General features: G+C 68.1%; 13 protein-coding genes and 1 tRNA gene. 2 read left to right on the plus strand and 12 right to left on the minus strand.

Features of this window, described 5'->3' with window-relative positions:
- Positions 1–36: 36 nt before the first annotated feature.
- The 7 genes from LAQ58_RS12035 to LAQ58_RS12065 are packed head-to-tail and all read right to left on the minus strand — an operon-like array spanning position 37 to position 5,734.
- Positions 37–792 carry an adenosylcobinamide amidohydrolase gene (locus LAQ58_RS12035; protein ID WP_224447703.1) on the minus strand — a complete coding sequence of 252 codons (756 nt, stop codon included), beginning with the start codon at positions 790–792 and terminating at the stop codon, positions 37–39.
- A complete protein-coding gene (locus tag LAQ58_RS12040) occupies positions 785–1,792 on the minus strand; it encodes a threonine-phosphate decarboxylase (protein WP_224450168.1) in 1,008 nt (335 codons plus the stop codon). Before LAQ58_RS12040 ends, LAQ58_RS12035 begins: the two co-directional genes overlap by 8 nt.
- Positions 1,782–2,771, minus strand: coding sequence for a nicotinate-nucleotide--dimethylbenzimidazole phosphoribosyltransferase (locus LAQ58_RS12045; protein WP_425490655.1), 990 nt, complete (start codon positions 2,769–2,771; stop codon positions 1,782–1,784). Before LAQ58_RS12045 ends, LAQ58_RS12040 begins: the two co-directional genes overlap by 11 nt.
- A complete protein-coding gene (locus LAQ58_RS12050) occupies positions 2,762–3,388 on the minus strand; it encodes an NTP transferase domain-containing protein (protein ID WP_224450169.1) in 627 nt (208 codons plus the stop codon). Before LAQ58_RS12050 ends, LAQ58_RS12045 begins: the two co-directional genes overlap by 10 nt.
- Positions 3,388–4,155: an adenosylcobinamide-GDP ribazoletransferase gene (gene cobS / locus LAQ58_RS12055; protein ID WP_224447704.1), complete on the minus strand. Its 768-nt coding sequence runs from the start codon at positions 4,153–4,155 to the stop codon at positions 3,388–3,390. The genes LAQ58_RS12050 and cobS overlap by 1 nt, the downstream gene beginning before the upstream one ends.
- Complete coding sequence (gene cbiB, locus LAQ58_RS12060; RefSeq protein ID WP_224447705.1) at positions 4,146–5,099, minus strand: adenosylcobinamide-phosphate synthase CbiB; 954 nt, start codon at positions 5,097–5,099, stop codon at positions 4,146–4,148. The genes cobS and cbiB overlap by 10 nt, the downstream gene beginning before the upstream one ends.
- Complete coding sequence (locus LAQ58_RS12065; RefSeq protein ID WP_224447706.1) at positions 5,099–5,734, minus strand: HAD family hydrolase; 636 nt, start codon at positions 5,732–5,734, stop codon at positions 5,099–5,101. The genes cbiB and LAQ58_RS12065 overlap by 1 nt, the downstream gene beginning before the upstream one ends.
- A gap of 179 nt (positions 5,735–5,913) precedes the next feature.
- On the opposite strand from LAQ58_RS12065, the gene LAQ58_RS12070 reads away from it, so the two are divergent.
- Complete coding sequence (locus LAQ58_RS12070) at positions 5,914–7,515, plus strand: right-handed parallel beta-helix repeat-containing protein (protein WP_224447707.1); 1,602 nt, start codon at positions 5,914–5,916, stop codon at positions 7,513–7,515.
- A 43-nt stretch (positions 7,516–7,558) separates the two neighbouring features.
- Here LAQ58_RS12070 and LAQ58_RS12075 read toward each other — a convergent pair whose 3' ends face one another.
- From LAQ58_RS12075 to LAQ58_RS12090, 4 genes are all read right to left on the minus strand, one after another.
- Positions 7,559–8,740 (minus strand): M24 family metallopeptidase, encoded by a 1,182-nt coding sequence (locus tag LAQ58_RS12075; RefSeq protein WP_224447708.1) that lies wholly within the window; start codon positions 8,738–8,740, stop codon positions 7,559–7,561.
- 120 nt (positions 8,741–8,860) lie between these two features.
- Complete coding sequence (locus LAQ58_RS12080; protein WP_224447709.1) at positions 8,861–9,265, minus strand: DUF5789 family protein; 405 nt, start codon at positions 9,263–9,265, stop codon at positions 8,861–8,863.
- Positions 9,266–9,398: 133 nt separating this feature from the next.
- Positions 9,399–10,421 (minus strand): Gfo/Idh/MocA family protein, encoded by a 1,023-nt coding sequence (locus LAQ58_RS12085; protein ID WP_224447710.1) that lies wholly within the window; start codon positions 10,419–10,421, stop codon positions 9,399–9,401.
- Between the two features lie 89 nt (positions 10,422–10,510).
- A complete protein-coding gene (locus tag LAQ58_RS12090) occupies positions 10,511–11,500 on the minus strand; it encodes an aldo/keto reductase (RefSeq protein WP_224447711.1) in 990 nt (329 codons plus the stop codon).
- 171 nt (positions 11,501–11,671) lie between these two features.
- Between LAQ58_RS12090 and LAQ58_RS12095 the strand changes: the two genes are divergently transcribed.
- On the plus strand, positions 11,672–12,457 hold the full coding sequence (locus LAQ58_RS12095; RefSeq protein ID WP_224447712.1) for a formate/nitrite transporter family protein: 786 nt from the start codon (positions 11,672–11,674) through the stop codon (positions 12,455–12,457).
- A 64-nt stretch (positions 12,458–12,521) separates the two neighbouring features.
- On the opposite strand, the gene LAQ58_RS12100 is transcribed toward LAQ58_RS12095, so the two are convergent.
- Positions 12,522–12,595 (minus strand) — tRNA-Tyr (locus LAQ58_RS12100).
- Positions 12,596–12,699: the final 104 nt, after the last annotated feature.

Below are 12,699 nucleotides of genomic sequence, written 5' to 3' on the forward strand. Positions count from 1 at the left end.
GGTGGCAGCCGACCGCGGGCGCGAGGGGCCGGCCGGTCAGAGCCGCGAAACCCTCGCCCGCTCGTCGGTCACGACGCCGTACTTCGCGTCGCCGACGGAGTCCGGCATCGGGCGTCCGTCGGGATCCGCGTAGCGCGACGCCAGCGACGCACAGACGGCGTCTCGGACGCACGCGCGAGCCGCAGCGCCGACGGTGGTCGCGCTCCCTGAGAACCGTTCCACCTCCCCGTTCGGGTCGCAGCTGACGACGACGGCGTCAGTCGTCGTCCCGGGGAATCCCGTCCGTGCGAGCAGGGTTGCCGCCTTCGCCTCGGCGGCGACCGCGAGCAGGTTGGGGAGCGCCCCCGCCGCGAGCGCGCGCGTGGTGCCGACGAAGACGTTGATCGTGCCGGGGTGCGGCGGCGCGTCACGGTCGTGTCGTTCGTCAGCCGTCCGTCCGCTCTCCGAGAGCGCGTCCGTCGGGAGCGCCGCCGGGTTCGAGACGCCGGCGGTGACGACCGCCTCGACGGGACCGAGCCGCGCCCGCCGGGCGTGCCCCTGCTCGACGCCGGTCAACAGCGTCGGTCCGGGTTCGTCGAAGCCCGCGCGTTCGCGCCGCTCGCGGACGTAGACGTCGAGGTCGGTCTCGGACCAGCCATCGGGAACGGTGACGTTGTACGCGACCGGCCCGACGGAGGTCCCGCCGGCGTAGCCCGTCGAGAGCCAGCGCGTGCCGGGCCGTCGAAGCCGGCAGACGCCGTCGCGAACCGTCGCCTCGAAGACCGCCGCCGCCTCCGCGGCCTCCTCAGACATCCGCCAGCGCGTCGAGCAGGCGGTCGTTCTCGTGCTCGCGTTTGACTGCGACGCGGACGTGCGAGTCGAGACCGCGGAACGTCGTGGCGTCGCGGATGGCGATACCCTCAGCGCGCGCGGCGTCGACGACGTCCGACACCTCGCGTCTACCGACATCGAGCAGGAGATACGGCGCGTCCGAGGGGTACACGTCGAACTGCTCGGAGAGCGACGCGCGCATCCGATCGCGCTCGCGGGCGACCCGTCGTCTGGTCTCCTCGACGAACTCGGTCTGTTTCAGACAGTACGTCCCGACCTCCGCGGCGGGCGTCCCGAGCGACCACGCCATCCGCGCGGTGTCGAGTCGGTCTCTGAGGTCGCCGGTCGCGGCGGCGAACCCGACGCGGAGGCCCGGCAACCCGTACATCTTCGTCAACGAGCGGGCGACGACGATGCCGGATTCGCCGGCCATGCTCGGCAACGAGGTGAAGTCGAGAAACGCCTCGTCGATCAGCAGCGTCGTGTCGGTATCCCGGCAGCGGGCGGCGAACTCGCGGAGTCGGTCGGGGTCGGCCGCCTCGCCGGTCGGGTTGTTCGGCGTACAGACGACGGCGACGGCGTAGTCGACGGGGTCGGCGTCGAGCAGTTCGTCGTGGTGCAGAAAGCACGGGTCGCCGCCCTGCAGTCGCACCTCGCGGGCGTACTCGCCGAAGCTCGGCGCGGGAACCAGCACCCGGTCGTTCGGGTGGACGGTCACCGAGAGCGCGAGACGGATCGCGGCGAGACCGCCGGGCGTCGGAATTACCGACCGCGGTTCGCAGTCGACCGTCTCGGCGGCGGCCGTGCGGAACTCGCAGTAGTCGGAAGGGTAGCGGCGGGCGACCGAGAGCGCGGCGTCGTACACGCCGACGATACCCGACGGCCGCTCCGGGTTCGTGTTGGCGCTGAAATCCAGCACTGTCGGGTCGTCGACGCCGCCGTGGGGCACCCGTTCGACGGATTCGACGGCCTCAGGGTCCATGTTCGACACCAGCAGTTTCGACTACCTTAACGGTTTGTGCGGCGACGTCGTCGAGGACGCCCGCGCGCTCGGCGAGCAACAGCGCGCCGCCCATCCCCGCACCCTCCTTGGCCTCGCCCGCCGCGTAGCGGGCGAGCGCGTCATCGCGCTCACCGAATCCGGGGTCGGTGACGACGAGGTCGACGTCGAGCGACCGCGCCGCCTCGTCCAGCGCGGGCACGTCGGCGGCGAGATAGCTCGTCGTCGCCAGCGTCAGCGGGTCGGCGATACCCTCGTGGCGGACGAGCGCGGCGGCAGTGAGCAGTTGCGTTCCGCCGCCGAGAATCACCGATTTGTCGGCGCTGAGCGCGCCCGCCGTCAGCCCGGCGACGACGGCTAACACGGGGTCGCCCATCGCCCGCACCGCCAGCAGCGGTTCGTGGGCGAACTCCCCGGCGTCGATGCCGCTGGCGTCGAGTCCCTCGGCGACGACCGACTCCTTGAGTTCCGTCGGGTTCTCGGGAAACGACGAGGAGACGGGCCACCCCTCGCCGAGGGCGCGGAGCGTCCCCAGTGCCGTCGTCGTTCCGCCGGGAATCGTCTCGCCGACGACGAGTTCGTCGTCCGGTAGGCTGCGACCCAGCTGTCGGGCGGCGAGGAACGCCCCCGGCGCGGTCGGCACAGGGTCAACCTCGCGAATGTCGCGGCCGCGTTTCGCGCCGACGTTCACCGTCGGCGCGCCCGTCGGCACTGAGAGTCCGGCATCGACGGCGAGGAAGTCGAGCCCCAGCGACTCCCGGACCGCCCGCGTCACCGCCGCGGGCGTCGGGCACCCGGTCGGACTCACGGGGAGTTCGGGCGCGCGGACGAGCGAGCCGTACTCGACGAGTTCGAGGTCGGCACTCGGCGTGTGTGCCAGGAGGTCCGAATTCGCTCCGGCGGCGCTGATACCGTCTATCTTCGCGGTGTCGGTCGCGCCGGCGACGAGTATCAGTCGCACAGCGCCTCCGCGAGAGCGACATCGGGCGGGCGGTTCACGTTTACGGCGAGTCGGGCGTCGTAGCTCACGTGTACGGTCTCATCTCCGGCGGCGACGACGTTTAGCCCCGTCGGAGCAAGGCGGCGACCCCCTGAGTCGAACGTCGTGTCCGAACTCGCCCCGAGACGCCGTTTTAGTACCGCCGGAACGCAGACCGTGACCGAGCGGGCGTCGCCGTCGAGGGCGTCGCGAGCAGATCCGCCGTCGCCGCCGCACGCGCGTTCGTCGCCGTTCACCGCGACAGCCATGGCCTCGTTCACGAGTTCGGCGCCGAGCAACGGCAAGTCGGCAGCGACGGTGACGACCGGCTTTTCGACGCTGTCGAGCGCGACTCCGAGGTCTTCGACGTAGCCGTCGCCTGGCGCGTCGAGAACCGTCACCGCAGACGAACGAGCGTCTGCGACGGCCGCGAGATGCTCGCGCGTCTCCGGCGCGTGCGGCGAGACGACGGCGTGAATCCCGTCGACTCTGCTTCCCGCGAGCGCCGCGAGAACGCGGTCGACCATCGGCGTGCCGCCGATCTCCACGAGCGGTTTCTCCGCGTCGCCGCCGAGCCGCGTCCCCCGCCCGCCGCACATCAGAAGAGCGTCCACGCGACCACCCCCGCGTGGAGGGCGACGGCGCGCCCGAGTTCGTTCGTCGCGCCGAGCGTATCACCGGAGACGCCGCCGACTGCACCCCGCGCCCACCGCCGGACGAGCAGCGCAACCGCCGGTCCCGAGAGGAGCGCACAGACGAGCGCTGGTGTCGCTGACGGCGGTGCGGCGATGAGCGCCGGAAGAACCGCGGCGGCAACGGGCAACAGCCCCGCGGCGTCGTTCTCACCGACGACGGCCGACCCGAGGCCCTCGTGTGGGGGGTTCCCGAGACAGACCAGAAGCGCCATTCCGGCTTTCGCCCCGACCTCGGCAGCGACAATGATACGAAAAGCGACGACCGGATTCGCGGTAGCCGTCGCGACGCCGAACGCGCCGAGCGCGAGTGCGACGACCGAAAGCACGAGGACGAGCGCGCCGCCGACGCCCGTCTGCGAGTCCTTCAGCACGTCGAAGCGGCGCTCGGCATCGCCGTGAACCACCGCGGCGTCGCCGATATCTGCGAGTCCGTCGGCGTGGGTGATCCCCGTGACGAGGTAGAGCGTGGCGAGGTAGAGCGCGGCAACGGTGCCGGGTTGCGGAACGGCGGACAGCAGCGAAAAGGGGAGCGCCGCCAGCGCGCCGACGAGGTAGCCGACTAGCGGAAACGTCACCGGCGTCGTTCGGAACGCGTCCCACTCGCGCTCGCCGCCGCCGACCGGGAGGCGGGTGAGAAACGCGACGCCGCCGCGGAGCGCCGTCAGAACCATGCTAGCGCCTCCGGAACGACAGGGAGAGTCTCGATCTGGCCGACGAGAAGCGCAGTTACGAGCGCGAGCGCCCACGCCAGCGCGCCCGCGACGGCGACGACGCGGATGCCGTGCTCGGCGTCGGCGGGCGTCGGCAGCGCGACGTTCGGGTTCAGCACGTAGACACCCGATTTGACGAGGCGAACGTCGAGCGCCGCCGCGAGCGTCGCCATCGGCCACCCCGAGTTCGGCGACGGCGGGTCGCGCACCCACTCTCGTGCGCGTGCGACGGCACCGAGGTCGCCCGCGGCGACGGCGACGAGGACGGCGCTGACGCGTGCCGGGAGCCACATCACCGCGTCGTCGAGTCGCGCGGGTGCCCAGCCGACCGGCTTGTGTCGGTAGCCGAGCATCGAGTCGAGCGTGTTGACCGCCTTCACCCACGTGGCCGCCGCCGCCGCGAGCGAGAGCGAGACCGGTGCGAGAAGCGAGAACGCCAGCAACGGGGCGACGAGGCCGTCCGAGAGGTTCTCGGCGACGCTCTCAACGGCGGCGCTGCGGAGTTCGCCCGACGAGAGGTCCGTCGGGTCGCGTCCCGCGAGCGCAGAGAGGTTTCGCCGAGCGGCATCGGGGTCGGCGTCGCTGTCGGCGACGACGCGCCGGGCCGCGTCCAACAGCATCCGGAGACTCGTCGTCGAGAAGAGGACGAGAGCCACGGCAACGAGCGCGAACGGCGGGTGAAGTGCCGAAGCGGCGCGGACTGTCCCCGCCGCGACGCCGCCGGCGACCAGTGGCAACGAGAGCGCGGCGGCGACGCCGACGAGTTTCGGACGGGTCCACTCCCGGTCGAACGGGGCGACAAGGCGACCGAAGAGGGCGACCGGATGGATTCGAGCGGGCGGTTCGAGGACAATCCAGTCGAGCGCGGCCGCGAGGGCGACGGCCGCGCTCGCAGCGACCGTCATCAGTCGTCCTCCGGTTCCAACGATTCCATCCGCGCGGCGAACGCCGAGAGCGACGTGTCGGTCACGTCGACGAACTCGCCGCCGACGCGCTCGACGCCGCTGTCGGTGCGGGCGTCGTCGCCGACGTGCAGGAGCGTTTCGGGCGGGACGCCGAGCGCCTCGGAGACGGCTTCGAACGCGCGTGCGTCGGGTTTTCGCCACCCGCAGGCGACGCTCGTCACCGTCGCGTCGAAGGCGTCGTTCGAGAGGTTCGAACGGATGAGCGCCCGGCGCGCGAGTTCGGGGACGCTGCAGTTCGAAAGCAGGCCGACGGGACCGCGTTCGGCCGCGGCGGCGACGGCGGCCACCGCGCCTGGACGCGTCTGCACCTCTGGGTCGAACGCGTTGACGACGACGCGGCGTGCGGCGTTGTTCGGCGCGTCGACGCCGCGACTGCCGAGCGCGGCGCTGACGTGCGCCGGGAGCGGGACTTCAGCCCCCTCGGGGGCGTCGATGTGGACCTCCCGGTACGCGTCGTCCCAGTCGTCGGGGACGGCGACGCCGAGGCCTTCGAGTTCGACGGCGACGGCCGCCGCGGGGTCGGCCGGATACGCCGCGTCGACGAGCGTGCCGAAGAGGTCAAACGTGACTGCCACTGCACTGTGATTAGCGAAAACGGACTTGAAGATACTGATGCGGACGTTTCCGCTCTGTGTGACCCGTCGAAAAGACAGACTGGGTGGCCGTACAGACACGCGCGGGGCAATATATTCCGTATTAATACATGTGAATCTTAATCAATGGATGCTCCGATACGTCTACGAGATAGATGTCTGTGAGAGACAGGACGTACCGAGTGACGACGTGGGCAGTCGTCGTCGCGGTGCTTCTTTCGATGGTTGGTGTAGGAGCGGTGACCGCAGAGACCTCGGAGCGCCCCGCCGTAGACGGGGCTGAGATATCCTCGTGTACGACGATATCGGACCCCGGAACGTACGTCCTCGGCGACGACCTGAACGCGAACGGTTCCGCCCCGTGTCTGACCGTACGCGCCGACGACGTGCGACTCGTCGGCGACGGCCGAACGCTGTCGGCTGATGGCCGGGGAACGGGGATACTGGCCGACGGCGCGACGAACGTCACCGTCGAGAACCTCACCATCACCGGCTTCGAGACCGGCGTCCGGTTCCGCGGCGTCGACGACGGGTCGCTCCGCGGCGTCGCCGCCGTCGACAACGCAGACGACGGAATTCGCCTCGCGTCGACGACGGGCGTCGCCGTCGTCTCGACGCGCGCCGACGGGAACGTCGACGACGGTATCGTCCTCGACGATTCGGACGAAAACCGCATCGAGAACGGCGCGTTCCGACGTAACGGCGGCGAGAACGGCGGCGACGGCATCCTGCTGCGAAACGACTCCGACGGGAACGTCGTCCGCCTCAGCGTCGCCGACGAGAACGCCGACGACGGCATCGATCTCGACTACGCCAGCGGCAATCTGCTCGAGGCGAATCTCGTCCGCGGGAACGAAGGGTTGGAGAACGCTGACGGCATCGAACTGCGCGATTCGGACGACAACGTCGTCAGGCGGAACACGGTACGCAACAACCTCGACGACGGCATCGACGTGGCGCGCTCGGACGACAACACCGTGTTCGGGAACACAGTCACAGGGAACCGAAACGACGGCATCCCGGTCGGTGCCGCCGACGATAACCGAATCGTGGAGAACGTCGTCAGCGACAGCGGGAGCGACGGAATCTTGCTCCGCGGGGAGGCAGCGAACAACCTCGTTCGCCGCAACACGGTGACCGACAGCGCCCGCGACGGAATCCTGGTTCGACTCGGCGCTCGCGAGAACCACATCGTCAGAAACACCGTCGGCGACAGCGGACGCGACGGCATCGTCCTCAGAAACGCGACGCGGAACGTCGTGCGAGGGAGCGTCGTGCGCGACAACGCCGATGACGGCATCGAAGTCGATTACGGCGGCGACCGGAATTTCGTCCAGCGCAACGACGTGTTCGACAACGGCGCGGAGGGTATCCGATTCCACCGTTCGGCGCAGACCCGGCTGCTCGACAACGCCGTGTGGAACAACGGCGCCGACGGCATCAACGTGACCGACGTTCACCGCGCGGTGCTGGCGCGCAACGTCGCCAACGAGAACGCCGACAACGGGGTAGAACTCACGCGCGTCACGGCGTCGGCGGTTCTCGAAAGTACGACCCGAGAGAACGGCGCGAACGGCGTCAGACTCGACCACGTCCGCCGCGTCGTCCTCGCACTCACCGACGGCGACGGCAACGGCGAGGACGACGTGGTGGTCGTCGAATCGCGCAACGTCTGGACCGTCGACCGCTCTGACCCGCTGTCGAATCCGGTGGCGCTCGAAGCACTGATTCGCCGGGTGACCGGGTTGAACGTGTCGGTATGAGAACGTGGAAGAACGGCAAGAGGGGACGGAGAGTCGAGTACGCCTACCGAATGACGTTCGATTCGAGGTCGCGCGGGAAGAACGTCAGCCACTCAGTGCCCCGCTCTGTGACGGCGATAGTGTCGGAGTGGCGGTAGCCGAACTCCTCGGTGTAGATGCCGGGTTCGATGGTGTACACCTGGCCGGGCGCCATTTCGGCGTCGGCGGGGTCGTCCTGCGCCTCGTCCCATCCGCGGTCGATGTACGGCGGTTCGTGGCCGCCGAGACCGATGTTGTGGCCGACGTGGTGCTGGGCGTACTCGGTGACGCCCTGCTCCTCGAAGTAGTCCCAGACGAGTTGGTCGACGTGGCTGATGGAGACGCCCGGCCCGAGCGCTTCGATGGCGATAGTCTGGGCTTCGAGCATGAGTTCGAAGTAGTGCTCCTGCTCGTCGGTCGGGTCGCCGACGAACATCGTCCGCTCCAGTTCGGAGTGGTAGCCGTCGACGTTCGCCGACGCGCCGGTGATGAGCACGTCGCCCTCCGAGAGGCGTTCGTTCGGCGTGTGCCCGTGCGGAAGCGACGTCTCCGTGCCGCTGATGTAGCCCGCGTGGACCGGCCCGTCGCCGCGGACCCGAACCGAGTACCTGTCGCCGAGCGTGTCGAGCATCGCGCGGGAGGCGTCCGTCGACGCCCGCTGGCTGACCGTCGCCGGGTGCGCGCCGACTTCGGTGTAGTCGGCGAGGTAGCGGTGGCCGAGGTTCGCCCACTTCGCCGACTCGCGAATCAGGTCGACTTCGGTGTCGGTTTTCTCCCAGCGCATCCGGTCGACCCAGCGCTGGCTCTCGACGTCGAGGAACTCGGAGAGCTTCGGCCCCTGGTAGCCCATCACGCCGGGCGCGCCGTCGCTGTCGGCGGCGACGGCGTCGACGCCCATCCCGCGCAGCATCGAGACGGCCGTCTTCAGCGGTTCGCCGCCGGGGTAGTCGAAGTAGTGGTGGACGGCGTCGATTCGGGGGTTCGGTTCGACGCGCTCGACTTCGAGGCGGGGTACGGTAATCTCGGTGCGGTTCGGCGTCACCGTGAGGACGACGGGTCGCTCCGTCTGGATGTGATGAAAGCCGGTGAGATACTCGATGCTCGTCGCGCCGAACCAGACGCCGGCGTCGGCGTCGGTATCGGCGAGCGCGCCGCGGATGCTGTCGAGACGCGCCTCGAACTCGGAGGGCGGGAGTCTGGTTGCCATGAAGCCACCTTCTTCGCGGCCCTCAAAAGCGTGGGGATGGGTGACACCGACTTCCGGAATCCCATCGTTCGAGGCCGCGCTCGCCGCGCCGGACGGCGCGACCGCTGGCGTTCGGAGGAATCAGTTCCTGCTCGTGTTCGACTCGTCGTCGGTGACCTCTTCGGCGATCTCCTGTAGCTCTCGCTCGGTGTTGTACTCCTCCTGGCCGCCCGCCTCGCCGGTGAGCTCGCCGTACACTGCCTCTCTGACCTCCGCGGCCGACTCGTACTCCTCGTCCTGTTCGAGTCGGTCGAAGACGCTCCCGAGCGACTCGGTCTCGTTCGGCATGTCGCCGGGCTGGCCGCCGTACTCCTCGGCGATCTCCTCGCCGCGGACGGGGAACTTCTGGCCATCGAGGTGGCGGTCGACATCGGCCATGATCTCCTCGACGGTGTCAGCGCGTTCGTCCTTTCGTTGCCGCGAACTCTCGATGACGCTCTCGTGACTCGAGTCTGTCTCGTGGTTCTCGTCGGGTTCGTCGGCCATGGCTCACCGTACGGCTCGGAGTCAAAAAGGCGTAGTGGCGATAGGCGTAGTGGCGACTCGGGTGCGGGAGGAAGAGTCGTGCGGGCGGAGATCCGTTTTCGGTGAGAGATTCGGATTCGAGCGGCCGCGACAGTTACAGGTCGATGCTCACCCAGTCGCCGTCGCTGCGCGCGGACTCGTACGCCGCCTCGGTGACTGCCGTGACGCGGAGACCGTCCATCGGCGTCGCGGGCGGTTCGGTCCCCTCGCGGATGGAGCGAATGAACGTCTCGGCCTTGTTGGGGTGCGACCGGCCCCCGAGATACGGGGTGTGCGTCGTACTTTCGGCGTCGATCTCGGAAAGTTCGCGGTCCTCCCACTCGCGCCCGTCGAGGTACACTGCGCCCTCGTCGTCCCAGATGTGGATGTGTTCGCGGGTGCACGGCGTCTTTCCGTACACCGAGACGCTGGCGTTAGCCCCCTCCTCGAACTCTATCCACAGCTCTGCGCGCTCGTCGACGCGCTGTTCGTCGTCGACGAACGTCATGTCCGCGCGGACGGCCGTCGGCGTGAGGTCCGTCGTCCAGAGGATGGCGTCGAGGATGTGGCTGCCGGTGTCGTAGAGGTAGCCCCCGCCGCTGAGGTCCGGATTCGCGCGCCACGTACCGCGGAAGCGGTCGACCCAGTCCTGGCTAATCTCGGCGGTTATCCACTGCGGCGTTCGATCCGTCTCGGTCCACAGTTCCCGCGCTTCGACGAACGCAGGGTTGAGGTGGCGCTGGTAGCCGACCATCAGTACTTCGTCGGCGTCGCGCGCGCGTTCGTACAGGTCCCGCGCCCGTTCGAGGTCGGTCGTCAGCGGTTTGTCGCAGAGCACGTGCAGACCCCGCTCCAGCGCGGCGACGACCTGGTCGTAGTGGAGTGTGTGCGGCGTACCGATGAGAACCGCATCGACGTTCTCGCCGTCGAGCATCTCCTCATACTGTTCGTAGCGCGACTCTGGCGGCACCGAGAACTGCTCGCCCGCGTCGACGCGTGCGGACTCGACGAGGTCGCACACGGCCGTGACGCGGGCCTGCGGGTGGTGGGCGAACTCGCCGCCGACGGTCGTTCCGATGTAACCGAGACCGACGATACCAACTCTAATCGGGGCGTCGCTGTGTGTTTTCTCCGACATCGTGACCTGATTGGGTACAACGACGACGGTGATAGTCATTGGGTGGGTCGCGACGCCGGCGAGCGGAACCCGGAAAAGCCGTTTGCGGACTACCAGCGGTGGTGGACGTGGTCGCGGACGTGCTCGTCGTACACTTCGTGGACGAGTTCGTGCTGCTGGGCCGTCGGTTCGGGGAGGTCCGCGGCGGCGACGTTCTGGCGAATGTGCTCGGGGCTGGTCGAACCCGGGATGACGGTGCTCACGGCGTCGAACGAGAGAATCCACCGGAGCGTGAACTGCGCGAGTGTCGCGTCGTCGGGCACCGCCGGTTCGAGCGCGTCGGCGGCGCGGACGCCCGTCTCGAACGGGACGCCCGCGAACGTCTCGCCCACGTCGAACGCCTCGCCGTCGCGATTGTAGTTGCGGTGGTCGTTCTCGGGGAACTCGTCGTCGACGGAGAGCTTCCCCGTAAGCAGCCCCGACGCCAGCGGCACGCGGACGATGACGCCGACCTCCCGGCGGATGGCTTCCCGGAAGAACAGCTCGCCGGGGCGCTGGCGGAACGGGTTGAATATTATCTGCACCGTCTCAACGCCGTCGTACTCGATGGCTTTCAGTCCCTCTTCAACTTTCTCGACGCTGACGCCGTAGTGGTCGAGCTTCCCGGCCGCCTTCAGGTTCTCCAGCGCGTCGAACACCTCGGGTTGGTAGTACACCTCCGTCGGCGGACAGTGCAGCTGGAGCAGGTCGAGCGAGTCGACGCCGAGGTTCTCGCGACTCCGGTCGACGAACCGTTCGAGGTTCTCACGGGTGTACCTCTCGGCTTCGTGCGGGTCGAGGCGACGACCCGCCTTGGTCGCGACGGTCACGTCGTCGCGGGCGTCCTCCTCGTCAAGTACCTCCGCGATGCGTCTCTCGCTCGCACTGTCGCCGTAGACGTCTGCGGTGTCGATGAAGTCTACGCCCGCATCGAGGGCGGTGCGGACGGCTTCGCGGCCCTCCTCCTCGCTCACGTTACCCCAGTCGCTGCCGATGTTCCACGTGCCGAGGCCGACTTCGGTCACGTCGTAGCCGGTGGTGCCGAGTTCGCGATGTCTCATATTCTATCGTACGCGCGTCCGACTGTAAGTGTCCCCACGTCGGAAGGAATTCCCGGAACCGACGCCGCGAGACGTCCGCGCTGATGCAACTGTTTCGTTCGCTACTACAGGCGCTGTCGGCCTTCGGGGGCCGCCCCGACGCTTTTCATCCTCTCGACTGACCACACCAACGTGTCAGTAGCTCCCGACCCCGCCGAAATTTTCGAGAGAGCGGTCGCGGAAGGCGAGCGACGCCTCGACCAGTCGCTGCTCGAACTGGTTTCGACGAGTTTCATCGCGGGATTCACGGTCGTGTTCGGCATCGTCACGCTCGGATACGTTCACGGGGCGGCCGAACCGCTACTCGGCGAGTTCGCCGAGATCGCTGGCGCGCTCGCGTTCGGCATCGCGGTCGTATTTCTCATCGTCGGCCGGACGGAGCTTTTCACCGAGAACTTCTTCGACCCGACGGCGAAAGCGGTCAAGTCGGACTCGTGGATGCTCTCGTCGCTCTTTCGTCTGTGGGTCGTCACCTTCATGTTCAATCTGCTCGGCGGCGGTCTCTTCGCGCTCGTCTTCTCTGTGGAGGGGGCGCTGTCCGCACACGCCGCGGAGGCGCTGCGATCGTTCGCCGTGGAATTCGTCCGCCGTGGAGTGTTCACGGAGTTCGCAAACGGCGTCGCGGGCGGTGCGCTCGTCGCACTGCTGTCGTTCCTCTTGGCCGCCGTCAACAGCGTCAGAAGCCGTATCACCGTCGCGTACATCGTCGGGTTCTTGTTGGCGCTCGGTCCCTTCGACCACGTCGTCGTCACCATGTTACACGTCTTCTTCGGCGTTCTCTTCGGCGCCGACATCGGAGTCGCATCGTTCGCCGTCATGACGGCCACCGTCACGCTCGGAAACTTCGTCGGCGGACTCGGGTTGGTGACGTTTACGCACGTCACTCAGTTCAAGGGTGCGCGCAAGTCGGACAGTTGAACCCGAGTTCCGAACGCTCGAATCGGATGAGAGCTTTCACTGCTCAATTTGTTCGCAGGAAAAGTCCGCTCTCCCCGATTTGAACGGGGGGCAAGCCGATCTACAGTCGGCTGCTCTGCCAGGCTGAGCTAAGAGCGGTGCCCTCTCGTACCGCACTCTCGCGTATAACGATTACTGTTCAGCACGTGGTGCGTGAACGAATGACGGAGATTGGGCAAGATTGAAATAGTGTGGCATAAATC

The organism is Haloprofundus salilacus (genome assembly GCF_020150815.1).
GTDB classification, from domain to species: domain Archaea; phylum Halobacteriota; class Halobacteria; order Halobacteriales; family Haloferacaceae; genus Haloprofundus; species Haloprofundus salilacus.